The 23122-nt window shown below is 64.2% G+C and carries 16 protein-coding genes; 4 read left to right on the top strand and 12 right to left on the bottom strand.

Annotated elements, in window-relative coordinates; translation table 11 throughout:
* Positions 1-4 precede the first annotated feature (4 nt).
* The gene (gene fabF / locus AB0T83_RS01380; RefSeq protein WP_366190907.1) at positions 5-1267 is read right to left on the bottom strand and encodes a beta-ketoacyl-ACP synthase II; all 1263 of its coding nucleotides are present in this window, start codon (positions 1265-1267) and stop codon (positions 5-7) included.
* Between the two features lie 235 nt (positions 1268-1502).
* On the opposite strand from fabF, the gene AB0T83_RS01375 reads away from it, so the two are divergent.
* Positions 1503-1772 carry a hypothetical protein gene (locus AB0T83_RS01375; RefSeq protein ID WP_366190905.1) on the top strand — a complete coding sequence of 90 codons (270 nt, stop codon included), beginning with the start codon at positions 1503-1505 and terminating at the stop codon, positions 1770-1772.
* Positions 1773-1806: 34 nt separating this feature from the next.
* On the opposite strand, the gene AB0T83_RS01370 is transcribed toward AB0T83_RS01375, so the two are convergent.
* The 5 genes from AB0T83_RS01370 to AB0T83_RS01350 form a co-directional block, all read right to left on the bottom strand.
* Positions 1807-2094, bottom strand: coding sequence for a DUF1330 domain-containing protein (locus AB0T83_RS01370; protein ID WP_366190903.1), 288 nt, complete (start codon positions 2092-2094; stop codon positions 1807-1809).
* Complete coding sequence (alaS, locus tag AB0T83_RS01365; protein WP_366190902.1) at positions 2091-4760, bottom strand: alanine--tRNA ligase; 2670 nt, start codon at positions 4758-4760, stop codon at positions 2091-2093. The genes AB0T83_RS01370 and alaS overlap by 4 nt, the downstream gene beginning before the upstream one ends.
* A 128-nt stretch (positions 4761-4888) precedes the next feature.
* Positions 4889-5959, bottom strand: a complete 1071-nt coding sequence (gene recA, locus AB0T83_RS01360) for a recombinase RecA (RefSeq protein WP_366190901.1) — start codon at positions 5957-5959, stop codon at positions 4889-4891.
* 161 nt (positions 5960-6120) lie between these two features.
* Positions 6121-8424 (bottom strand): ATP-binding response regulator, encoded by a 2304-nt coding sequence (locus AB0T83_RS01355; protein ID WP_366190899.1) that lies wholly within the window; start codon positions 8422-8424, stop codon positions 6121-6123.
* Between the two features lie 93 nt (positions 8425-8517).
* Positions 8518-9687, bottom strand: coding sequence for an RsmB/NOP family class I SAM-dependent RNA methyltransferase (locus tag AB0T83_RS01350; RefSeq protein ID WP_366190897.1), 1170 nt, complete (start codon positions 9685-9687; stop codon positions 8518-8520).
* A gap of 188 nt (positions 9688-9875) precedes the next feature.
* Here AB0T83_RS01350 and AB0T83_RS01345 point away from each other — a divergent pair, with 188 nt between their 5' ends.
* The 3 genes from AB0T83_RS01345 to AB0T83_RS01335 all read left to right on the top strand — a co-directional run bounded on the left by AB0T83_RS01345 (position 9876) and on the right by AB0T83_RS01335 (position 14954).
* Positions 9876-11018 carry an efflux RND transporter periplasmic adaptor subunit gene (locus AB0T83_RS01345; RefSeq protein WP_366190895.1) on the top strand — a complete coding sequence of 381 codons (1143 nt, stop codon included), beginning with the start codon at positions 9876-9878 and terminating at the stop codon, positions 11016-11018.
* Between the two features lie 6 nt (positions 11019-11024).
* Positions 11025-14159: an efflux RND transporter permease subunit gene (locus tag AB0T83_RS01340; RefSeq protein ID WP_366190893.1), complete on the top strand. Its 3135-nt coding sequence runs from the start codon at positions 11025-11027 to the stop codon at positions 14157-14159.
* 183 nt (positions 14160-14342) lie between these two features.
* Positions 14343-14954, top strand: a complete 612-nt coding sequence (locus AB0T83_RS01335; protein ID WP_366190892.1) for a VPLPA-CTERM sorting domain-containing protein — start codon at positions 14343-14345, stop codon at positions 14952-14954.
* 55 nt (positions 14955-15009) lie between these two features.
* Here AB0T83_RS01335 and guaB read toward each other — a convergent pair whose 3' ends face one another.
* The 6 genes from guaB to AB0T83_RS01305 form a co-directional block, all read right to left on the bottom strand.
* Positions 15010-16461: an IMP dehydrogenase gene (guaB, locus tag AB0T83_RS01330; RefSeq protein ID WP_366190890.1), complete on the bottom strand. Its 1452-nt coding sequence runs from the start codon at positions 16459-16461 to the stop codon at positions 15010-15012.
* Positions 16462-16675: 214 nt separating this feature from the next.
* Positions 16676-17764, bottom strand: a complete 1089-nt coding sequence (locus AB0T83_RS01325) for an ABC transporter ATP-binding protein (RefSeq protein WP_366190889.1) — start codon at positions 17762-17764, stop codon at positions 16676-16678.
* Positions 17761-19446 (bottom strand): alpha-glucosidase family protein, encoded by a 1686-nt coding sequence (locus AB0T83_RS01320; protein ID WP_366190887.1) that lies wholly within the window; start codon positions 19444-19446, stop codon positions 17761-17763. Before AB0T83_RS01320 ends, AB0T83_RS01325 begins: the two co-directional genes overlap by 4 nt.
* Positions 19447-19461: 15 nt before the next feature.
* Positions 19462-20595 carry a carbohydrate ABC transporter permease gene (locus AB0T83_RS01315; protein ID WP_366190885.1) on the bottom strand — a complete coding sequence of 378 codons (1134 nt, stop codon included), beginning with the start codon at positions 20593-20595 and terminating at the stop codon, positions 19462-19464.
* Position 20596: 1 nt separating this feature from the next.
* Positions 20597-21577 carry a carbohydrate ABC transporter permease gene (locus tag AB0T83_RS01310; protein ID WP_366190883.1) on the bottom strand — a complete coding sequence of 327 codons (981 nt, stop codon included), beginning with the start codon at positions 21575-21577 and terminating at the stop codon, positions 20597-20599.
* Positions 21578-21643: 66 nt separating this feature from the next.
* The gene (locus AB0T83_RS01305) at positions 21644-22996 is read right to left on the bottom strand and encodes an ABC transporter substrate-binding protein (protein WP_366190881.1); all 1353 of its coding nucleotides are present in this window, start codon (positions 22994-22996) and stop codon (positions 21644-21646) included.
* Positions 22997-23122: the final 126 nt, after the last annotated feature.

The raw sequence follows: 23122 nt of genomic DNA, 5'->3' as shown, positions 1-23122 counted from the left end.
AGCATCAACCCGCAACCCGCCCCAGCACCAGCGAGGCATTGGTGCCGCCGAAGCCGAAGGAGTTTGACAGGGCCACGTTGATCTCGCGCTCCCGCTTGGCATTGGGTGCCAGATCAAGGCTTGTCTCGACCGCCGGGTTGTCCAGGTTGATGGTCGGCGGTGCCACCTGATCGCGGATGGCAAGGATCGAGAAGATCGCCTCAACCGCGCCCGCAGCGCCCAGAAGATGACCAATCGAGGATTTGGTGGAGCTCATCGTCGCCTTTGACGCCGCCTCCCCCATCATCCGCTCGACCGCGCCCAACTCGATGGTGTCGGCCATGGTCGATGTGCCATGTGCGTTGATATAGTCGATGGCCTCAGGCTCCAGACCGGCCCGCGACAGCGCCGCGCGCATGGACCGTTCGGCCCCGTCGCCGTCCTCGGACGGGGCGGTGATGTGATAAGCATCGCCCGACATGCCATAGCCCAGAACCTCGGCATAAATCTTGGCGCCGCGCGCCTTGGCGTGTTCGTATTCCTCCAGAACCACGACGCCCGCGCCCTCGCCCATGACGAACCCGTCCCGATCGGCGTCATAGGGGCGGCTGGCCCGTTCCGGCTCATTGCCGCGCTTGGTCGACAGTGCCTTGCAGGCGTTGAACCCCGCGATCCCGAGATCGCAGATCGGGCTTTCGGCACCGCCCGCGATCATCACATCCGCATCGCCCCACTGGATCAGCCGCGCCGCATCGCCGATGGCATGCGCCCCGGTCGAGCAGGCCGTCACCACCGCGTGGTTCGGGCCCTTGAACCCGAAACGGATCGACACCTGCCCCGAGACCAGGTTGATCAACGACGCGGGGATGAAGAACGGCGACACCCGCCGCGGCCCGCGCTCTTTCAGCACGATCGAGGTTTCCGCGATGGTGCTGAGCCCGCCGATGCCCGAGCCGATCATCACGCCGGTACGGCACCGGCTTTCCTCATCCTCAGGCGTCCAGCCTGCATCCTTCACGGCCTCTTCCGCCGCCGCCAGACCGTAGAGGATGAAGTCATCCACCTTGCGGCGCTCTTTCGGCGCCATCCAGTCATCGGGGTTGAAGGTGCCGTCGCTGCCGTCTCCCAGCGGAATCTCGCAGGCATAGGTGGTTGCCAAATGGCTGGCATCGAAACGGGTGATGGACCCCGCTGCCGATTGTCCTGCCAGCAACCGCTGCCACGAAGTTTCCACGCCGCACGCCAGCGGCGAGACCATTCCCAGACCTGTCACGACCACTCGCCGCATGTTTCGCTCCTGCACTTGGATCCCTGCCTGAGTAGCTCACATAGCTTGGCGAGGGGGGGGTGGGCAAGCGCAACGCCACCCGATGACGCCCGCATTGGCCGGGTTTTGCCCGTCAACCCGGCGTTAAGCACGGTTCCGGTTCATCGGTGCGCCGCCCCCCATTGCATGAGACACTTTGGCAGTCGACCCCGCGTCGGGCCGCGCGGGGACCGGGTAAATGGTGGGAGAATATGCAATGAAACGGGTTATTGCCAGCGCAGTATGGCTGTGCAGCGCGGCCGGTGCGGGACAGGCGGCATCGCTGTCGCTGCTCAACGATGTGCCGGAAATCAGTCTGACACTGCCCGAGGCGTCCACCGGGGCCGCGACCGGATCCGCACCCGTTCGCCTTCCTGACAATGGATATCTGGATCTGTCGAAGGCACCGCATCCGGTGGCCCGCCCCGATTGGCTGGGACAGGCCATGAAAACGGAGGCCTTCGGCCCGTCCATCTTGCGCAACTAGGGCGCAAGTCCGGCGCCGGACCGGCGCCGTGCGGTCACTGTTCTTCGACGATCACCAGTTCACGCACCGCCGCGCCGCGCGCATGGCTCAGCGCTTCCTGGTATTCAGCAGATTCGTAGCAGGCATCGGCCGCTTCAAGCGAGGGGAATCGCGCCACCACGTTGCGCGGACGATCCGCGCCTTCCTTCTGGATATAGCGGCCGCCGCGCGCCAGAAACACGCCGCCGTGCTTGGCAATCGCCTCGGTGGCGAGCGCCGCGTAGCGGCCATAGGCCTCGGCGTCCGTCACATCCACATGGGCGATCCACAATGCCGTGCTCATGCGGCACCTCCTTCCAGCAGGGATTCGACTGCGGCGATGGCCGCATCGGCCTTGGACGCATCCGGGCCACCGGCCTGCGCCATGTCAGGACGTCCGCCGCCGCCCTTGCCACCAAGGGCCTGCGCCGCCGTCTTGACCAGATCCACCGCCGACACCCGGCCGGTCAGATCCTGGGTGACGCCCGCCGCAATGGCCGCCTTGCCGCCGGTATCGGCGATCAGCAGCACCGCGCCCGAGCCCAGCTTGGCCTTATGCGCATCGATCAGCGCCGGAAGATCCTTGCCAGTCACGCCCGACAGACTTTGGCCAAGGAAGGACACACCGCCGACCTCTTTTGCCGCAGGACCGTTGCCCTGCCCGCCGCCGGCCATGGCCAGGTCGCGGCGCAGATCGGCCAGTTCGGCCTGCAGGGCCTTGCGTTCATCCAGCAGGGCCTTGACGCGATCCGGTACCTCTTCGGGCTTGGCCTTCAGGGTCAGCGCGGTTTCGGCCATCCGGTGATCCTGTGCCGCCAGATAGTCAAAGGCCGCCGCCCCGGTCAGCGCCTCGATCCGGCGCACCCCGGCCGAGGACGCGCTGTCGCCCAGCGTCACGAAAAGCCCGATGTCGCCGGTCTGCCGCACATGAGTACCGCCGCAAAGTTCCAGCGAATAGGTCTGCTTGTCGCTGCCTTTGCCCGAGCCCGCCTGCTTGCCCATGGACACGACGCGCACCTCGTCGCCGTATTTCTCGCCGAACAGCGCCTGCGCGCCCAGATCGCGGGCCTCGTCCGGGGTCATGATCCGGGTTTCGACCTTGCCGTTCTGGCGAATGAAGGCGTTCACCTCGCGCTCGACCCGGTCCAGTTCTTCCAGCGTCAGCGCTTTGGAGTGGCTGAAGTCGAACCGCAGGCGATCCGGCGCATTCAGCGAGCCACGCTGCGCCACGTGATCCCCCAGCGCCTCGCGCAGGGCCTCGTGCAGCAGGTGCGTGGCCGAGTGGTTGGCGCGGATGTTGGTGCGGCGGTCGTGATCCACGGTCAGTTCGGCGCCGGTGGCCTTGGCAATCTCGCCCTCGGTCACCTCCGCGAAATGGATGAACACCCCGGCCACCTTGCGGCAATCGGTGATGGTGGCCCTGCCCGTGTCGGTCTTCAGCACGCCTGTGTCGCCGACCTGACCGCCGGATTCCGCATAGAACGGGGTCTGGTTCAACACGATCTGCACCGCGTCGCCCTTGGCGGCCTTGTCTTGCGCGGCACCGTCCTGAACGATGGCCAGGATCTGGCCCTCGGCGGTTTCGGTGTCATAGCCCAGGAATTCCGTCGTGCCGTGGGTTTCCGCGATGTCGAACCAGATCGCCGCATCGGCGGTGTCGCCGGAACCCGCCCAGGCCGCGCGGGCCTTGGCCTTCTGTTCCTCCATCGCCGCGTCAAAACCGTCGGTGTCTACCGCCCGGCCTTTTTCGCGCAGCGCATCCTGGGTCAGGTCCAGCGGGAAGCCATAGGTGTCGTACAGTTTGAAAGCCGACTCGCCGGGCAGATCGGCGCCCTCGGGCAGACCGGCCAGTTCGTCATCCAGCAGCCGCAGCCCGCGATCCAGGGTCTGGCGGAAGCGGGTTTCCTCCAGCAGCAGGGTTTCCTCGATCAGCGCCTGGGCGCGGGTCAGTTCCGGATAGGCTTGCCCCATTTGCGCCACCAGATTCGGCACCAGCCGGTACATCAGCGGATCCTGCGCGCCCAGTTGATGGGCATGGCGCATGGCGCGGCGCATGATCCGGCGCAGGACATAGCCCCGGCCTTCGTTCGACGGCATCACCCCGTCAGCGATCAGGAACGAAGTCGAGCGCAGGTGATCGGCGATCACCCGGTGATGCACCTTGCCGGGACCGGCGGGATCGGTGCTGGTGGCATTGGCCGACCCCTCGATCAGCGCCCGGAACAGGTCGGTGTCGTAATTGTCGTGCTTGCCCTGCAGCAGCGCGCCGATGCGTTCCAGCCCCATGCCGGTGTCGATCGACGGCTTGGGCAGGTTTTCCCGGCTGCCGTCCTCGAACTGCTCGAACTGCATGAAGACGAGGTTCCAGATCTCGATGAACCGGTCGCCGTCTTCTTCCGGACTGCCCGGAGGACCGCCCCAGATGTGATCGCCGTGGTCATAGAATATCTCGGTGCAGGGGCCGCAAGGGCCGGTGGCGCCCATGGACCAGAAGTTGTCGGACGTCGGGATGCGGATGATGCGGTCGTCGCTCAGACCCGCCACCTTCTTCCAGATTTCGGCGGCCTCGTCATCGGTGTGATAGATGGTGACCAGCAGCTTGTCCTTGTCGATGCCGAGTTCGCGTGTCAGGAGGTTCCACGCCAGCGGGATGGCATCATCCTTGAAATAATCGCCGAACGAGAAATTTCCCAGCATTTCAAAGAGGGTATGGTGGCGTGCGGTATAGCCGACGTTGTCCAGATCGTTGTGTTTGCCACCGGCGCGCACGCATTTCTGGCTGGTCGCGGCGCGGGTGTAGTCGCGGTGTTCGACGCCGGTGAAGACGTTCTTGAATTGCACCATGCCCGCGTTGGTAAACATCAGCGTCGGGTCGTTGCGTGGCACCAGCGGAGAGCTGTCCACCACCGCGTGGCCGTTGTTGCCAAAGTAGTCCAGGAAAGTGCTGCGGATATCGTTCAGGCTGGCCATGATCCGGTCTCTGTCAGGTCAAGTTCGGACCCGTTTAGCCCTGCGGCGCGCGGGTGTCCACTGGCAGCGCCAGAAACGAAAAAACCCCGACCTGATGGCCGGGGTTCGGGGCGCGGTGCGACAGCGGTTCAGCTGTCGACGACGTCGTCCTCGGCGCTGCCCGGCGGCATGTCGAAGTCCAGCCCGTGGGCGGCGCGGATCTTGTCCTCGATCTCCAGCGCAGTACGGCTGTGTTCGCGCAGATAGGTCTTGGCGTTCTCCCGTCCCTGCCCGATCCGCTCGTCCCCATAGGAGAACCACGACCCGGACTTGTCGACGACGCCGGCCTTGACGCCCAGATCCAGAAGTTCGCCCATCTTCGAGATGCCTTCGCCATACATGATGTCGAATTCCACCTGCTTGAACGGCGGTGCCACCTTGTTCTTGACGACTTTCACACGCGTGGCGTTGCCGACCACTTCGTCGCGGTCCTTGACGGAACCGATGCGGCGAATGTCGAGACGCACCGAGGAGTAGAACTTCAGCGCGTTGCCGCCCGAGGTGGTTTCCGGGCTGCCGAACATGACCCCGATCTTCATGCGGATCTGGTTGATGAAGATCACCATGCAGTTGGACCGGCTGATCGAACCGGTCAGCTTGCGCATCGCCTGGCTCATCAGACGGGCCTGCGCGCCGACCTGGTGATCACCCATGTCGCCTTCCAGTTCCGCCTTGGGCGTCAGCGCGGCGACCGAATCGACCACTACCATGCTGACCGCCCCGGAGCGGACCAGCGTATCGGTGATCTCAAGCGCCTGCTCACCAGTGTCGGGCTGGCTGATCAGCAGTTCATCCAGGTTGACGCCCAGCTTCTTGGCATACTGCGGATCCAGCGCGTGTTCGGCATCGACAAAGGCGCAGACGCCGCCCTTCTTCTGCTCTTCCGCGACGCAATGCAGGGTCAAGGTGGTCTTGCCCGAGCTTTCGGGGCCGTAGATCTCGACGATCCGCCCTTTCGGCAGGCCGCCGATGCCAAGGGCGATATCCAGGCCGAGCGAGCCGGTCGAGGTGGATTCGATCTCCTGCACCGCGCCCTGGCCCAGCTTCATGATCGAGCCCTTGCCGAACTGCCGCTCGATTTGCGCCAGCGCCGAATCGAGCGCTTTCTGCTTGTCCATTTTCCGTGATCCGCCCAGGTCGAGAAGGTTAGCCGTAGCCATTGGTCCTGATCCTTATTCCATACCCGCGCGCGGGCGGCAACGCTGCCAGATGTTCTGCTCTTGTTCTCCCCTGTATGGCGAGAGAACACGCACAAATCAATGTAAATTCGCGAGAACCAGTGTGTCGGCGCGAGGGTAAATTTTCTCTTACCCGGCAAACATCAATGCAGTTGCGCCTGAACCGTCGAGGTCAGTGCTTCCAGCGAGAAGGGTTTGGGCAGGAAGACCGAGTTGGGGATCTTGGTTTCATGGTCACTCAGCGCATCCTCGGCATAGCCGGACACGAAAATGACCCGCGTGTCGGGACGTTCCTGCAAGGCGCGGCGCACCCAGTTCGGGCCGTCCATGCCGGGCATGACCACATCGGTCACGAAGACATCCACATCCAGATCGGGATCTTCCAGCAGTTCCAGCGCCTCTTCGGCGCTTTCGGCTTCGATTACGGTCAAGCCACGCAGTTGCAGCGCGCGCGACGCAAAGGCGCGCACCGGCGCCTCGTCCTCGACCAGCAGGACCACCCCGTCGCGATGGGTTTCGGGGGCGGGCTTTGCCTCCTTGACCACCGGTGCCGGCAAGACCTGGGTTTCGGTGAAGGCCGGGAAGTAGATGGTGAAGACGGTGGACACCCCCGGCGTGCTGTCGGCGAAGATGAAACCGCCGCTCTGCTTGATGATGCCGTAAGCGGTGGACAGGCCCAGTCCGGTGCCCTCGCCGGTCTTCTTGGTGGTGAAGAACGGCTCGAACACCTTCTGCAACTGGCTGGAGGGGATGCCGCTGCCTTCGTCCTGCACGCTGACCACCGCGTACGAACCTGCGGGGATCACCGCGCGGTTGCGGCACAATTCGGTTTCCAGCGTGACCGCCGAGGTCTGCACCAGGATCTCGCCGCCCTCGGGCATGGCATCCCGGGCGTTGACCACCAGGTTCATGATGACCTGCTCCAACTGCCGTTTGTCGGCGCGGATGGCGGGCACCTTGTCATCGTGCTTGAGGGTCAGGCGGACACGCTCGCCCACCAGCCGGCTGAGCAGATGGGTGAGGTCCGACAAGGCGTCACGCAGGTCAACAACCTCTGGGCGCAGGGTCTGCTTGCGTGAGAAGGCCAGAAGCTGCCCCACCAGGCTGGCAGCACGATTGGCGTTCTGGTTGATCTGGATGAGATCGCCATAGTCCGGATCACCCTCATCGTGGCGCAGCAGCAGCAGGTCGCAATGGCCCGAGATGGCGGTCAGCAGATTGTTGAAATCATGCGCAACCCCCCCGGCAAGCTGGCCGATGGCCTGCATTTTCTGGCTCTGGACGAATTGCGCCTCCAGTGTCTTGAGTTCGGTGGCATCGCTGAGCACGGCCAGCAAGGCCGGTTCGCCCAACTCGTCTGCGGCTTTCAGGGAAACCTGAACGAAGCGATGACTGTCGTCGCAGCGCACTTGCAGGAACTCGGACTGCGACAGGCCGCCACCGCTGCTGGCATCGCGCAGCCAGTCGCCCAACGGCCGACCGAGGCCCGAGACCAGGTCGTTGAAATGGGTCGATGGTGGCACCTCCCGGCCCAGCAGGCTGCGGGCGCCCTGGTTCGCCCAGATGATCTTGCCGTCGATGGACAGTTTCAGCATCGGCACCGGCAGGGATTCAAACAGTTTCCGCGCGTCAGCGGCATCGTCAAGGTTCTCGGGCAGGATGAAGACTTCGCGGCAGCCGGTGTCATCGTCGTCGACCACCACCACGCGCACCTGCGTGCGACCACTTTCGGCGTTGAGCTGACACATGCCGCCCGACACCAGCGGACGCTTGCCGAAGGCTTCGTCCACCACAGTCACTTCGCGGCCCAGAAGCTCGGTCATCGCCGTGTTCTGGCCCAGAACCCGCCCGTCCGGGCAGACCACCAGCACCGGCAAGCCCACTTCGCCGCGCCCGACCGAGGCCGAGCGGGAAGTGAGGTTTTCCAGCCGCCAGACCACCAGGTTTCCCGGTGCCAGCGTCGCCGCGAGGCGCACCTTGCCGCTGTGGCTGGCCCGGTCGAGCGCCGAGGATCCGGTGGCCCGCGCGCGGTCCAGCAATTCGGCAACCCGGCGCACCGGGGCTGCGAAAAGGCGGTCAAGCTTGTCCGACAGCATCTGCCCTTTGGTCAACCCAAGCTCCGCCCGCGCCGCGGCATTGCACCTGAGCACGCGCCCCGAGAAATCCGTAACCACCCAGACCGCCGCATCGCGGGCGAAAAACTGGCTGACGCGGTTCAGTTCCGCCCGTGCGACGCGCCCGCGTAGACCTTCGGCTAGCTTGACGATCACCAGCGCGACTCCGGCGCCAAGACCAGCCGCCAGCAGCAGCACCCGCGGCGTTCCGCTGGCGACAAGGATGCCCAGGGCGGTCAGCCCCAACGCAAGGCCAAAGGCCACCCGCTCCTTGTGATGATACGACAGCACACCGTCCAAACCGTGCTGCGACAAACCAGCGATACGGGCCATGATGCCTCCCAGCAATCTACCGGGGTTTCGTACCGCGCAGGGGGTTAATCCCGGATTAAGCACGGCTCCGGTGCAGGGAAGAATGGTTGGATTTCAGGCGCCGCGTGTCAAGTCGGCGAAAAAGAAGCCGTCGCCGCCGTCTTGTGGCAGGAACTGGCGGCTGTCGACCAGCGTCCAATCCGGGTGACGGGCCAGAAATCCGTCGACCTGCCCGGAATTCTCCTGTCGCAGGAACGAGCAGGTCATGTAGACAAGATGCCCCGCAACCCCCACATGTGCCGCCGCCTGATCCAGAATCCGCGCCTGAAGGGCCACGGTCTCGGCCAGTTTCGGCGCGGTCAGCGCCCATTTTCCTTGCGGATCCCGCCGCCACGACCCACTGCCCGAACAGGGCGCATCGACGACAACGGTGTCGAAAGTCTCCTTGCCGGCAAGCTGATCCGGGGTCACACAGCGCACGGGCAAACCGGCGCGGGCGGCGCGGGCCGGCAGATCCTTCATCCGGGCGGGATTGGCGTCATGCGCCGTGAACTGCGCCTGCACGCGCCCGCCGACAGCCAGCGTCTTTCCGCCACCGCCGGCACAAAAATCTAGAAAGCGCTGGCCGTCCACCAGCGGCACCCGGTCCGACACCGCCTGCGAGGCCGCGTCCTGCAATTCGACCGCCCCGTCCAGATAGGACGCGCTGGCGCGGATCCGGCGCGCGCCCTCGATCACCGTCAGCGCCGAAGGCGACAGGCCGTGCGGCTCGGTGACGACCCCCTCGCGGTCAAGCTGCGCCAGGGCCTCGGGCCGCGTCACCTTGCGCAGATTGACCCGCAGATACACCGGCGCGCGCTGGCGCAACAGGTCAAGGCACGGCTCGGCGGCCTCGCCCAGCGACTCCGTGACGTCAGGATACAGCCAGTCGGGGCAATCCAGCCGCTCCGCGGGGCTGGCCGGAGTTTGGCCGGCTTGGCGTTCGGTATCGCTCAGGGCCAGCGGTGCATAGCCTTCGCCGTTAAAGACCGTTTCCGCCCTGGCGCCCGAGGCGCGCACCCAACCGATCATCAGCCCCCGGCCGGTGTCGGACCCGCCCAGAGCCGCGAGACTGCGCCGCCGGCGCAAGGCATCGAAGACATGGTCGCGCAGGGCGGCGCGGTCTTTCGATCCGGCAAACCGATGGCCGCGCGCCCAGTCCTTCAGCGCTTTCTCGGCGGGTGTGCCGGACAGGATGTCGTCAAGGATGTCGATTGCTGCGGCAATTCTGGCGGCGGGGGTCATCGCGTCTCCGGGCTTTGGCCAAGGCCCGGGGGCCTGTGGGGCTGCGACAAATCCGGGGCCGGGCGCGGGATGCCAAGCCAGCCTCACGGTTTGCTGTGGTGTTCGCGGCGTCAATAGTCCTACCTTGGAGACGAGTCGACCCGCGTTGCACGCGGCACCCGCCGTTCTTGCCTGAAGGACCCGTTTCCATGCCTTTCCCTCGTTTTGCCGGACTTCGTATTTCGGTCCTGTCGCTGGCCTTGCTGGCAGTTCCGGTGGCCCAAGCTCAAGACGCAGGCAGCGGCCAACCCGCCCCGAAGGTCTCGATCGCGGCGGCGGTCACCGAGGAGATCCTGGATGACATCGCCTTTATCGGCCGGGTCGAGGCGGTGGACAAGGTCGAACTGGTGGCGCGTGTCACCGGGTTCATCCGCGAGGTGAACGTGGCCAACGGCGCGACGGTGTCGGAAGGGGACGTGCTGTTTCACATCGAACCTGAACAATACGAAGCCACGCTGGCCGCCCGGCAGGCGGATCTGGCCCAGGCCAAGGCCAATCTTGCGCTGGCACAGGTCGAATTCGACCGCAAATCTCAGCTTGTGGCGAAGGAAGCGGTGGCGCAGTCGGAACTGGACGTGGCGCGCGCCAACCGGCAGGTCGCCGAAGCCCAGATCGCGGCGGCGGAAGCGGCGATCAAGCAGGCGGAGCTGGATGTCGGCTATACTCGGATCGTGGCGCCTTTCGACGGCGCCATTGGCCGGACCGAACGCAGCGTTGGCGATCTGGTCGGACCGACCACCGGCACGCTGGCGACCCTTGTCCGGCTACAGCCCATGTATGTCACCTTCTCGATCAGCGAGCGGCAGATGATCTCATTGCAGCAGCAGGCGCAGGCCAATGATGCGACCGTCGAAGACGAAAACTCGCCCTATCCGGTGTATGTGACCCTGCCCGGCGGCATGGTCCTTGACGAAGTCGGGCGGCTGGCCTTCCGCGACAACCGGGTCAACCCGTCGACCGGCACCATCGCTGTGCGCGCGATCTTCGACAATGCCGAGAACCTGCTGGTAGACGGCAGTTTCGTGAATGTCAGCATCACGGCGCAGGAACCGACGCCCTTCCTGACCGTGCCGCAGGCCGCCGTTCAGCGCGACCAGCGCGGCGAGTTCGTGCTGGTGGTGTCCAACCAGCAGATTGTCGAGCAACGCTACATCGAAACCGGTGCCACCCATGGTGTCTCGATCGTCGTGACCCGTGGCCTTCAGGAAGGCGAAGCCGTGATCGTCGAGGGTCTGCAACGGGTCCGGCCGGGGGTTCCCGTCGATCCCGTGCTTGCCGGCACCGGGGAGTAGACGGCCATGTTCTCCTCTGTCTTCATCGAGCGTCCCAAGCTGGCGCTGGTCATCTCGCTGGTGCTGACGATCATGGGCGGCATCGCCTATTCGGTGCTGCCGGTCGAACAGTTCCCCGACATCACGCCGCCGGTGGTCAACGTCAGTACCAACTATACCGGCGCAAACTCCCAGACCGTGGAAAACACCGTCGCCGCCCCGATCGAGGCGCAGGTGAACGGCGTGGACGACATGATCTACATGCAGTCGACCTCGGCCGACAATGGCAGCTATTCCCTGAATGTCACCTTCGAGGTCGGCACCGATCCCGATATCGCCTCGGTCAACGTGCAGAACCGCGTCGGACAGGCGACCTCGCAACTGCCCACCGAAGTGACCTCGAACGGGGTTGTGACGCAAAAGGCCTCGACCAACATGCTGTTGGTGGCGGTCCTGACCTCGCCCGAGGGCACCTATGACGAGTTGTTCCTGTCGAATTATGCCTCGATCAACCTGAAGGACGCGCTGGCACGGGTGAACGGCGTCGGCAAGGCCGAGGTGATGACCGATTTCGCCTATGCCATGCGGATCTGGATGGACCCCGACAAGATGGCGAGCCTGGGTCTGACGCCCGGCGACCTGATCGCCGCGATCCGGGACCAGAACCTGGAAGTTTCCGCCGGCCAGATCGGGGCCCCGCCGGTGCCCGGCGACCAGCAGTTCCAGTACACGATCACCGCGCAGGGCCGGTTGACCACCGCGGCGGAGTTCGGCGACATCGTGATCCGCACCGGAGACAGCGGCGCCATCGTGCGCATGCGCGATGTGGCGCGGGTCGAACGCGGGGCAAGTTATTACAACGCCTCGGGCCGTTTCGACGGCCAGCCCGCCACGGTCCTGGCCGTCTACCAGGCTCCCGGCGCCAATGCGCTGGTGGTGTCCGAACGGGTGCTGGCCGAGCTTGAGCGCCTGTCGGCCACATTCCCCGACGATGTGGTCTACGAGGTGCCCTTCAACTCGACCGCCTTTGTGGAATCCTCTCTGGCTGATGTGCAGACCACCCTGCTGCAGACCTTCGCCCTGGTGATGATCGTGGTTTTCATCTTCCTCGGCAGTTGGCGCGCCACGATCATTCCCATGGTGGCGATCCCGGTGTCGCTGATCGGCACTTTCGCCCTGCTGCTGGCGCTTGGCATGTCGCTGAACACGATCTCGCTGTTCGCGCTGGTTCTGGCCATCGGCATCGTCGTGGATGACGCCATCGTGGTGGTGGAAAACGTCGAACGGATCATCGCCGAAGAGGGGCTCAGCCCCAAGGAGGCGACCCGCAAGGCCATGGGCCAGATCACCACGCCGGTCATCGCCACCACGCTGGTGCTGCTGGCGGTCTTCGTGCCGGTCACCTTCATGCCCGGCATCACCGGGCGCCTGTATTCGCAATTCGCGGTCACGATCTCGACCGCCGTTGTGATCTCGTCGATCAACGCGCTGACCCTGTCGCCGGCCCTGTGCGGGATCGTGCTGCGGGCCCGCTCCGGCCCGCCGAAGGGCCTGCTGGCGGTGTTCGAACGCGGCATCGGCGCCGGGCGCGGCGCCTATGTGGGGCTGGTGCGGCAACTGGTGCGGATCTCGATCGTCGGTCTGGTGGTGGTCATCGGGCTGGGCATCGCCACCGGCGGCCTGTTTACTGCCATCCCCAAGGGGTTCCTGCCGCTTGAGGACAACGGTTATGTCTTCGTCGATGTCCAGTTGCCTGATGCAGCGGCGTTGAACCGCACCGAAACCGTGACAAGCCGGGTCGAAGACAAGATCCTCGATATCCCCGGCGTTTCTTCCACCGTGCTGGTAAACGGGTTCTCGCTGCTCAACGGTTCCGGCTCGAACGGCGGCATGATCATCGTCAACCTCGACAACTGGGCAGAACGCCAGACCCCAGCGTTGCATGCCGATGGCATCATTGGCCAGATCTTCGGCATCGCCAATCAGGAGGCCGCCGCCAGCATCATCGCCTTCAACCCGCCACCGATCAGCGGCCTGGGGATGAGCGCCGGCGTCGAGATGATGGTGCAGCAGACCGGGGGCGGCTCTCCTCAGGAACTGTCCGCGGCCCTAGGCGGACTGGTCTATGCCGCCAACCAGCGGTCCGAGATCGGACAGGCTTATACCACTTTCCGCTCGAACGTGCCGCAGATCTACGTCGATCTGGACCGTGAGAAAGCCAAGTCCCTGAACACCGCCGTCTCCGAGGTCTTCCTGACGCTGCAAGCCTATCTGGGCTCGTATTACGTCAATGACTTCAACCTGTTCGGTCGGGTCTACAAGGTGATGATCCAGGCCGACGGCAGCTATCGCAACGCGGTCGAGGATCTGGCCGCACTGTACGTGCGCTCGGAAACCGGCGAGATGGTGCCTCTGGGCACCCTGATCGACGTGGAAAATGTGCTGGGGCCGACCCTGTTGACGCGGTTCAACATGTTCCGGGCGGCCACGGTCACGGCGGTTCCGGCGCCCGGCCTGTCCACGGGCGATGCCATTCGCGTGCTGGAAGAGGAAACCCGCACCGCGCTGCCACCGGGCTATGCCTATGAATGGACGGGAACGGCGCAACAGCAGCAGGACAGTGCCGGCATGGTGCAGGTGATCCTCGTGATGGCTGTGATTTTTGCCTATCTGTTTCTTGTCGGCCAATACGAAAGCTGGACCATGCCCGCCGCGATCCTGTTGTCGGTGATCGTGGCCTTGTTCGGGGCCGTGGCCGTGGTCGGGGCGACGGGCAACGACATCAACCTGTATACGCAGATCGGGATGATCATGCTGGTGGGGCTTGGGGCGAAGAACGCGATCCTGATCGTGGAATTCGCCATGGAGCAGCGCGCCGCCGGGCTGAGCATCCGCGAAGCCGCCATGCAGGCCGCAGCACTGCGCTTCCGCGCGGTGCTGATGACGGCGCTGTCGTTCCTGCTGGGCGTCGTGCCGCTGATGCTGGCGGATGGCGCGGGCGCGGCCAGCCAGCGCGCCATCGGCATCGCGGTCTTCGGCGGCATGCTGGCGGCCACGGTGATCGGCATCATCGTGATTCCGGTGCTTTACGTCCTGTTGCAGACCCTGCGCGAGCGGATCAAGGGCACACCGAAGAATCCCGACCCGGTTCCGGCGGAATAGACCCGGTCCCCAACCCGACAACCATCCAGAGCGCGGAGTTCACCCTCCGCGCTCTTTGCTGCTGTGCAGGGAAAAATCCCAATCCCCCGCCATTCGGGCTAACCATTGCCACAAAACATGGTTGACCAAAGGTAAATTTCCAAATTTTCTGTATTCGGGAGCGCCGATATACGGAGGAAAAAAATGTTAAGAACACTCTCTTTTCTGGTCGTGGGCATCTTGTCTGCGGGGGCCGCAGCCGCGACGTCCTACACCGATCGCACAAGTTTCTACGCCGCGTTGAACAGCTACACCGTGATCGACACATCCAGCTACATCGGCAAGTTTGTGGACGAGATCGACCCCGATTTTGCCGGGGTCAGCTTCTTTGGCCCACGGTCCTATGTGCGCAGCGATGATCTGATCCTGAATGGCCAGGGATTTTTCGGGACCGCCACACCGCATGTGGGGCTGAATTTTGCCAAACCGATCCAGGGCGCCGGTGTGACCACCAATGCCTATGACGGCGGCGACGTGGTGCTCTACTCCGGTCTGAACGGCACCGGCACCGAACTCGGCCGCGCTGATTTTGGCGACAGCCTGGTGTTGTTCGGCGGGCTGGTCATTTCGGGCAACGCCCGTTCGGCGGTCTTTACCTGTGATTTCAATTCCGACCTGAAATGCGGATTGCGGGACATCGCCTTTGGCACCAACCCGTCATCGGGTTCGACGGCAGTGCCCTTGCCCGCCGCAGGGGCATTGATGCTGCTGGGCGTAGGCACACTGGGCGCGATGCGCATGCGGCGCAACGCCTGACCTGCGACAGCCTGTGAAAGGCGCGGGATCGGTCCCGCGCCTTTTGCGTGTCTTGTCAGGCCGAGTAGTTCGGTGCCTCGCGGGTGATGACCACGTCGTGCACATGGCTTTCCTTCAGCCCGGCACCGGTGATGCGGACGAATTCACAGCTTGTGCGCATGTCCTCGATCGTGGCGCAGCCGGTATAGCCCATGGCAGCGCGCAGACCGCCCACCAACTGGTGGATCACCTGGTTGGCCGAGCCTTTGTAGGGCACCTGGCCCTCGATCCCTTCCGGCACCAGCTTGTCGCTGGCGGCATCTTTCTGGAAATAGCGGTCGGCCGAGCCGCGCGCCATGGCGCCCAGCGAACCCATGCCGCGATAGGATTTGAAGCTGCGGCCCTGATAGAGAATGACCTCGCCGGGGCTTTCATCAGTGCCCGCGATCATCGAGCCGACCATGGCGCAGGAGGCCCCCGCCGCGATGGCCTTGGCGAAATCGCCCGAGAACTTGATGCCGCCGTCGGCGATAACCGGCACGTCCATTTCGTTGGCGGCACGGGCGCAATCCATGATGGCGGTCAGCTGCGGCACGCCAACGCCGGCAACCATGCGGGTGGTGCAGATCGAGCCCGGCCCGATCCCGACCTTGACCGCATCGGCGCCCGCGTCGATCAGCGCGCGGGTGGCCTCGCCGGTGGCGACGTTGCCGGCGATGACCTGAACATGGTTCGATTGCGCCTTGATCCGACGCACGGCCTCGATCACGCCGGCGGAATGGCCATGGGCGGTGTCCACCACCACGATATCCACGCCCGCGTCGATCAGCGCCTCGGACCGTGCAAACCCGCTGTCGCCCACGGAACTGGCCGCCGCGACCCGCAAGCGGCCCAGATCATCCTTGCAGGCGCTTGGGTTGAGCACCGCCTGTTCGGTGTCCTTCAGGGTCAGCAGGCCGGTCAGCTTGCCGTTGCCATCGACCACCAGAAGTTTCTCGATCCGGCGCGCCTTCATCAGGCTCTTGGCCTCTTCCAGTTCGGCCGGTTCGCGCAGCATGGCCAGGTTGTCGCTGGTCATCATGGCCTTGACCGGCGTGCTGTCGTCGCTGGCAAAGCGCATATCGCGGTTGGTCACGATCCCGACCACGCGGCCGTCGCCATTCACCACCGGGAACCCGGTCACGCGATAGCGTTCCTGCAGCGCCTTGGCATCGGCCAGGGTCTGGTCGGGCGTCAGGGTGATGGGGTTGTAGACGATGCCGGATTCGAACCGTTTCACGCGGCGCACCTGCCGGGCCTGTTCTTCCACATCGAGGTTCTTGTGGATCACCCCCATGCCGCCAAGCTGCGCCATGGTGATCGCCATCTGGCTTTCGGTCACGGTGTCCATGGCCGAGCTGAGCAGCGGCACATTCAGTCTGATCGAGCGGGTGACACGGGACTTCGTGTTGGCGTCGGACGGCAGTACCGAACTGGCGGCGGGAACCAGCAACACGTCATCGAAGGTCAGGGCCTCGCGAATCTCCATAATCATCTCCCGGAGGGGTCGTTTGGCACGTCCCTATTTCACGGTCCGTCCCGAAAGGAAAGGCTTGGATGCCGTTGCGGGCCGAGTTTCGACCCGCGCGGCAGAGCCACCGCTGCACAGCAGAAAGCCCCGACCTGCGTCGGGGCTTTCCGGATTTGGGAAAAATCGCTCTGGCGGGGCCTGTTGGTGGGCCTGGTCCGCCGTCGCGGGCACCTCAGGGATAGAGCAGCGACTTGCCGTGCAGGAACAGGTGGAGGTCGCCGGATTCGGCGGACAGCCGCACTTTGGTGCCGCGCTGGCTCTGCACCAGCCCCGGCAGCTTGGCGATCATCTGCGCGCCGTCGGCATCGACCGTGGAATACAGCACCGTCACATCGCCCAGCCGTTCCGAGATTTCCGTCTCGAAGTCGAGGAACCCCTGCCCTTCCGGCGCGATGGCCAGATGCTCGGGCCGCACGCCCAGTTCGACGGTGGCGCCCATCATGTCGCCGCGTGAGGGAATATTGGTCTCCACCTCGGCCCCCGAGGCAACCTTGACCCGCGTGTTTTCCCCGGTGGCCACGATCTCGGCCTTCATCAGGTTCATGGCGGGCGAGCCGATAAACTGCGCGACAAAGGTGTTCTCGGGGGTCTGGTACAGTTCCATCGGCGTACCGACCTGGCTGATGCCACCCCCGGCCAGCACCACGATGCGCGAGGCCAGAGTCATCGCCTCAACCTGATCGTGGGTCACATAGATCATGGTGCGATCCGGCATCGCCTCTTTCAACTGGGCGATCTCGATCCGCGTTGCCACGCGCAGCGCGGCATCCAGGTTCGACAGCGGCTCGTCGAACAGGAACACCTGCGGGTCGCGCACGATGGCCCGGCCGATGGCCACCCGCTGACGCTGACCGCCCGACAGGGCCTTGGGCAGACGATCCAGATAGGGGGTCAGTTGCAGGATCTGCGCGGCCTTGTCGACGGCGGCGGAAATCTCGTCCTTGGTTTTCTTGGCCAGCTTCAGGGCGAAGGCCATGTTGTCGCGCACGGTCATATGCGGGTACAGCGCGTAGGACTGGAACACCATGGCAATGCCGCGCTGCGCGGGCGGGATGTCGTTCATCACCTGGCCGCCAATTTCCAGCGTGCCGCCGGTGATCTTTTCCAGTCCCGCGATCATCCGCAGCAGGGTGGATTTCCCGCAGCCCGAGGGACCGACAAAGACGACGAGCTCTCCCTCGGTGATGTCCAGGTTGATGTTGCTGAGGACCTGGACATCTCCATAGGCCTTGGCAACGTCGTTCAGCTTGAGCTCGGTCATTCGGACTCTCCCGGTTCATCGGTCTGGCGAAGGGCGAAACACGCCTGATAGGGCGGCAGGACAAGCCCGTCCGCGCTGCTTTCGGGGTGCAGGGGCAGATCCCGGACAATGGTCCAGTCGCCATCTGGCAAGTTCAGCGGCTGTTCCTCCGAGGTCAGGTTGAAGGCGCAGAAGATCATCTGGTTGCCGTGGCTGCGCAGGAAGGACAGATGCCCGTCGTCCGCGTCCAGAACCTCCAGCTTGCCCTTGCGCAACGCGGTCTGGTCCCGGCGGAAGGCCAGCATGGCCCGGTAGAAGGCCAGCGTGCTGCCGGGATCGATCTCCTGCTCGTGCACCGCCAGGTCAAGATGTTCTGCGGCGACGGGCAGCCAGGATTTGGCTTCGGTAAACCCGCCGTTGCTGGCCCCGGCGGTCCAGGGCATCGGCGTGCGGCAGCCGTCTCGCCCCTTGAACTTGGGCCAGAACCGCTTGCCGTAGGGATCCTGAAGATCCTCATAGCCGACATAGGCTTCGGTCAGGCCCAGCTCCTCGCCCTGGTACAGGCAGATGGAGCCACGCAGCGCCATCATCAGGCCGGTGTAGACCCTGTAGGCATCGCCGCTCAGCCCCCAGCGGCTGGCGTGCCGTTCCACATCGTGGTTGGAATAGGCCCAGCAGGCCCAGCTGTCGGGCGCAATGGCATCGAAGCGCTGAAGCACATCGGCCACCTTGGTGCCGGTGAGCTTGCCGCCCGACAGGAAGTCGAAGCCATAGCACATGTGCAGCAGGTCATCGCCTTCGGTATATTCGGCCTGTACTTCCATGCCGCGCTGGCTTTCGCCGACCTCGCCCACGGCGGTGATGGCGGGGAACTCCTCCATCAGGGCGCGGAAGCGGCGCAGGAAGTCCAGGTTCTCGGGGCGGTTCTTGTCATACAGGTGGTTCTGGAAATTGTAGGGGTTGACCGCCGGCGCGGTGCTGTCGTTCCGCTCTTCCGGCGCCAGCGGAGGATTGTCGCGCAAATCCTTGTCGTGCACATAGAAGTTAACGGTATCCAGACGGAAGCCATCGACGCCCCGGTCCAGCCAGAAACGGGCCACGTCCAGAAGCTGCTCCTGCACCTGCGGTTCGTGAAAGTTCAGGTCCGGCTGCGAGGTCAGGAAGTTGTGCAGATAGTACTGCATCCGCTCGCCGTCCCATTCCCAGGCCGAGCCGCCGAAGATCGACAGCCAGTTGTTGGGCGGCGAGCCGTCGGGCTTGGCATCGGCCCAGACGTACCAATTGGCCTTGGCATTGTCGCGGCTGGACCGGCTTTCGCGGAACCACGGATGTTCGGCCGAGGTGTGGCTGAGCACCAGATCGATCAGCACCTTGACGCCCAGATCATGCGCCCGCGCGATCAGCGCGTCGAAATCCCCAAGCGAGCCGAACATCGGATCCACATCGCGATAGTCGCTGACATCATAGCCGAAGTCCGCCATCGGTGACTTGAAGAACGGCGAGATCCAGATCGCGTCCGCGCCCAGTTTCGCCACATAGTCCAGCCGGTGGATGATCCCGGCCAGATCGCCGATGCCGTCGTTGTTGCTGTCCTGAAAGGACCGGGGATAGATCTGATAGATCGCGGCCCCGCGCCACCAGTCCTTGTCGACAGGCATGGCCGATTGATCGGCGTGGCCGGTTTGCGAGTCGATGAAGCTCATCTGACAGAGCCCTTCCTATTTGACGGAGCCGGCCAGCAGACCGCGCACCAGATATCGTTGCATCGTGAAGAAGACGACCAGCGGCACGGCGATCGAGACGAAGGCCGCCGTCGCCAGAATGCCCCAGTCCCCGCCGCGGGATCCCAGAAGGTCGTCGGCGATCTTGACGGTCATCACCTTGCTTTCGTCTGCCGAGGGCAGGAACACCTTGGCCACCAGCAGATCGTTCCAGGTCCACAGGAACTGGAAGATCGCGAAGGACGCCAGCGCCGGGAAGCTGAGCGGCAGGACGATCTTGGTGAAGACCTCGAAATCGGTGGCGCCATCGACCTTGGCGCTTTCGATGATGTCGCGCGGCAGGCCGACCATGTAGTTGCGCAGCAGATAGATCGCCAGCGGCAGGCCGAACCCGGTGTGCGCCAGCCAGATGCCGACGAAGCTTTGCCCGATGCCGACCTTGTTGTGCAGGTTCAGCAGCGGCACCAGCGCCAGTTGCAGCGGCACCACCAGAAGCCCGACCACGGCGGCAATCAGCAACCCGCGTCCGGGAAACTCCATCCAGGCCAGTGCATAGGCCGCGAAGGCCGCGATCAGGATCGGGATGATGGTGGCCGGGATGGTGACCGTCAGCGTGTTGATGAAGGCCACGTCCATGCCGTCGGAACTCAGCACCGTGCGATAGTTCTGAAGACTGAAATCGGGCGGTGTCTCGGCCCCGAAGTAGATCCTTTCCCCGCGGCCGCCGGGTTCTTCGGGCGTGGTATAGCGATAGTCGCCATTGGTCGCGATGGTCAGGGTGGCGCCGTCACCCAGGTCGGCGACCGTGCCGGCGGGATATTGGGTCGGGGCGCGTCCGCTGGTGCCGAAGGCATTGAGCGTGCCGGTGGCCTCGCCTTCCTCGAAGATGTTGCCGGTCAGCACATAGAGATCGCCCTCGCGGCTGGGATTGTCCGTGGACACCCGGCCCCGGTAGGTCTGTTCGATGGAAAACGGCGCCTGCCACCAGCCCGAGACCGAGATCTGGTCGCGGTCCCGGAAGGACGACACGAGCAGCCCCACCGTCGGGATCAGCCACAGCACCACCATGACCACCACTGAAATGTTGACCGCCCAACTCAGCCCGGATTTCTGTCCTGCGATATTATCCATCTCAGCGCATCTCCTTGCGGGACTGTTGGATGTTCCAGATCATCACCGGCAACACCAGGATCATGATGACGAAAGCCACCGCCGTCGCCCGCCCGTCGTCGCGGAACATGAAGGACATCATGTAGCTGGGCAGGATCTCGGTGCCGAAATTGCCGCCCGTCATGGTGTAGACGATGTCGAAAACCTTCAGGGTCAGCAGCGTGATCGTCGTCCAGACCACCACGATGGTGCCCATGATCTGCGGCGCCTTGATGCGGAAGAAGATCTGCCACGGGTTGGCACCGTCGATGATCGCCGCCTCGATGGTTTCCTCGGGAATGCCGCGCAGGGCGGCGGACAGGATCACCATGGCAAAGCCGGTCTGGATCCAGACCAGGATGAACATCAGGAAGAAGTTGTTCCAGAACGGCGTTTGCAGCACGTCCACGGCACTTTCGGCGCCAAGGGCGGCGCGGATCGCGTTGATCAGCCCGATGTCGGCGTCATTGGCATAGACGAATTTCCAGATCAGCGAGGCGCCGACGAAGGAAATCGCCATCGGCATGAAGATCAGGGATTTGGCGATGTTGCCCCAGCGCAGCCGGTCGGTCAGCTGGGCGGCCAGCAGGCCAAAGCCGGTCGCCGCGGCGGGGACGAACAAAAGCCAGAGGAAATTGTTGAACAGCGCGGTACGGAACCCGTCGTCGCCCATCAGGAAAGTGTAGTTTCCCAGCCCCACGAAGTCGGTGCCGGCCCGGTTGTAGAGCGACCGGATGAACGAGCCGACCACCGGATAGGCCAGGTACAGACCCGCCGCGAAGATGGCCGGGAATAGGAACAGCCAGGGCCGGATCATGTTCGCCCGGTTGATGTTGCGGGCAATGTTGGGGCCGCGTGCCGGGAACAGCACCTTGTCGATCAACAGGTTGGAGCCGTAGAAATAGCCCACACAGCCGCCGACCCCCAGAAATATGGTCAATGCGCCTTGCACTAGCGGGGACATGGCCTGTCCTTTCGGGAAATGAAGGTTGGGACCGGCCCCCAAAGGCCGGCCCCGTCGAAGACTGACTTACTTGATGGAGTCCCAGCGGTCCTGGATGCCATCGGCCACCGAGGTCGCATCCTCGCCGCCGGTGTAGGCCACCATGCCCTTCCAGAAGGCATCGGCACCGATCTCGCCGGGCATGAGGTCAGACGCGTCGAAGCGGAAGGTGGTGGCGTTCAACAGAACGTCGCCCAGGGCCTTCAGCGTGTCGTTGGCGTAAAGCTCGGAATTGGCGCCCTTGAACGGGGTCAGGAAGCCCGATTGCGCCATCCACACTTCATGCGCGATGGGGGTCTTCAGGAAGTCGATGAAGCCGCGGGTGATATCGCTGTCCTGCGTGATGGCAAACAGGGTGCCTGCTCCCAGAACCGGCTTGCCCAGATCCTTGCTCTCATACGCCGGGAAGTAGAAGAAATCGACGTCCTCGCCCACTTCGGTGCCTTCGGGGAAGAAGGTCGGGATGAAGCTGGCCTGCTTGTGCATGTAGCATTCCGGCGGGAAGGTGAACAGACCGCCGGGGCTGTCGCGGAAGTCGGTGTTGGCGACCGAGGCCGCGCCGCCCTTCACATAGGCGTCATTCCTGGCGAAATGGCCGAATTCCTCGATCGCGCCGACCACGGCGGGATCGTTGAACGGGATCTCGTTGCGCACCCAGGCGTCATAGGTCTCGGGCGATTGGGTCCGCAGCATCATGTCCTCGACCCAGTCGGTCGCCGGCCAGCCGGTCGCCGCACCAGAGCCCAGGCCGATGCACCACGGGGTGCCGCCGTCGGCGACGATCTGGTCGGTCAGCGCCTTCAGATCCTCAAGGCTTTCGGGCACGTCATAGCCGGCTTCGTCGAAGGCTTCCGGCACGTACCAGATCAGCGACTTCACATCGATCTTGTAGAAGAAGCCAAAGGTTTCGGGCGCACCGTCGGCGTTGTTGTAGGTGCCCAGATCGATCCAGGACTGACCGGCCGCGTAGTTCTCGCCGATCCACGACACGGTGTCGTCATCCAGCGCCGACAGGTAGCCGCGCGCCGCCAGATCCGCGGCCAGACCCGGCTGCGGGAAGATCGCGATGTTGGGGGCCGAGTTGGCCTGCGCGCTGACCACGATGTCCTGCTCGAAGCTTTCCGAGCCGGAATACTTCACGGTGCCACCGGTCGCGGCCTCGAAATAGGCAATGACGCTTTCCACCAGTTCCTTGTCCAGGCCGGTCCAGGGGCCGGTCATCGTCATTTCCTGGCCGGAATAATCATGTTCGGCGGAGAAGCTCTCGTAACTGGACCAGTTGAAGTCGCCCTCTCCAACGGGGAACTTCAGGTCCTGCGCCCCGGCCGCGCCCGCAAACAAGCCGACAGCGGCCACCGTGGCCAAATAACGGTTCTTCATTCCAACCCTCCCAAGGTCGTTAAGCGCCGCACCCTATGTGCAATTTCAGGGCTGCGTTCGAATCGCAGGCCAAAGCGCTTTGGATATCGAATAGTCATAAAGCAGTTTCACAATCTGTCAACGGCG

The organism is Meridianimarinicoccus marinus, assembly GCF_040689105.1.
Taxonomy (GTDB): Bacteria; Pseudomonadota; Alphaproteobacteria; order Rhodobacterales; family Rhodobacteraceae; genus Meridianimarinicoccus; species Meridianimarinicoccus marinus.
This window is presented reverse-complemented; position numbering and strand designations above follow the sequence as displayed.

Excerpts from the sequence above, each read along its gene's own strand:
- fabF (WP_366190907.1), bottom strand. The coding sequence starts at position 1,267 with ATGCGGCGAGTGGTCGTGACAGGTCTGGGAATGGTCTCGCCGCTGGCG.
- AB0T83_RS01310 (WP_366190883.1), bottom strand. The coding sequence starts at position 21,577 with ATGTCCCCGCTAGTGCAAGGCGCATTGACCATATTTCTGGGGGTCGGC.
- AB0T83_RS01350 (WP_366190897.1), bottom strand. The coding sequence starts at position 9,687 with ATGACCCCCGCCGCCAGAATTGCCGCAGCAATCGACATCCTTGACGAC.
- guaB (WP_366190890.1), bottom strand. The coding sequence starts at position 16,461 with ATGGAGATTCGCGAGGCCCTGACCTTCGATGACGTGTTGCTGGTTCCC.
- AB0T83_RS01375 (WP_366190905.1), top strand. The coding sequence starts at position 1,503 with ATGAAACGGGTTATTGCCAGCGCAGTATGGCTGTGCAGCGCGGCCGGT.
- AB0T83_RS01370 (WP_366190903.1), bottom strand. The coding sequence starts at position 2,094 with ATGAGCACGGCATTGTGGATCGCCCATGTGGATGTGACGGACGCCGAG.
- AB0T83_RS01335 (WP_366190892.1), top strand. The coding sequence starts at position 14,343 with ATGTTAAGAACACTCTCTTTTCTGGTCGTGGGCATCTTGTCTGCGGGG.
- AB0T83_RS01315 (WP_366190885.1), bottom strand. The coding sequence starts at position 20,595 with ATGGATAATATCGCAGGACAGAAATCCGGGCTGAGTTGGGCGGTCAAC.
- AB0T83_RS01340 (WP_366190893.1), top strand. The coding sequence starts at position 11,025 with ATGTTCTCCTCTGTCTTCATCGAGCGTCCCAAGCTGGCGCTGGTCATC.
- recA (WP_366190901.1), bottom strand. The coding sequence starts at position 5,959 with ATGGCTACGGCTAACCTTCTCGACCTGGGCGGATCACGGAAAATGGAC.
- alaS (WP_366190902.1), bottom strand. The coding sequence starts at position 4,760 with ATGGCCAGCCTGAACGATATCCGCAGCACTTTCCTGGACTACTTTGGC.
- AB0T83_RS01325 (WP_366190889.1), bottom strand. The coding sequence starts at position 17,764 with ATGACCGAGCTCAAGCTGAACGACGTTGCCAAGGCCTATGGAGATGTC.
- AB0T83_RS01355 (WP_366190899.1), bottom strand. The coding sequence starts at position 8,424 with ATGGCCCGTATCGCTGGTTTGTCGCAGCACGGTTTGGACGGTGTGCTG.
- AB0T83_RS01305 (WP_366190881.1), bottom strand. The coding sequence starts at position 22,996 with ATGAAGAACCGTTATTTGGCCACGGTGGCCGCTGTCGGCTTGTTTGCG.
- AB0T83_RS01320 (WP_366190887.1), bottom strand. The coding sequence starts at position 19,446 with ATGAGCTTCATCGACTCGCAAACCGGCCACGCCGATCAATCGGCCATG.
- AB0T83_RS01345 (WP_366190895.1), top strand. The coding sequence starts at position 9,876 with ATGCCTTTCCCTCGTTTTGCCGGACTTCGTATTTCGGTCCTGTCGCTG.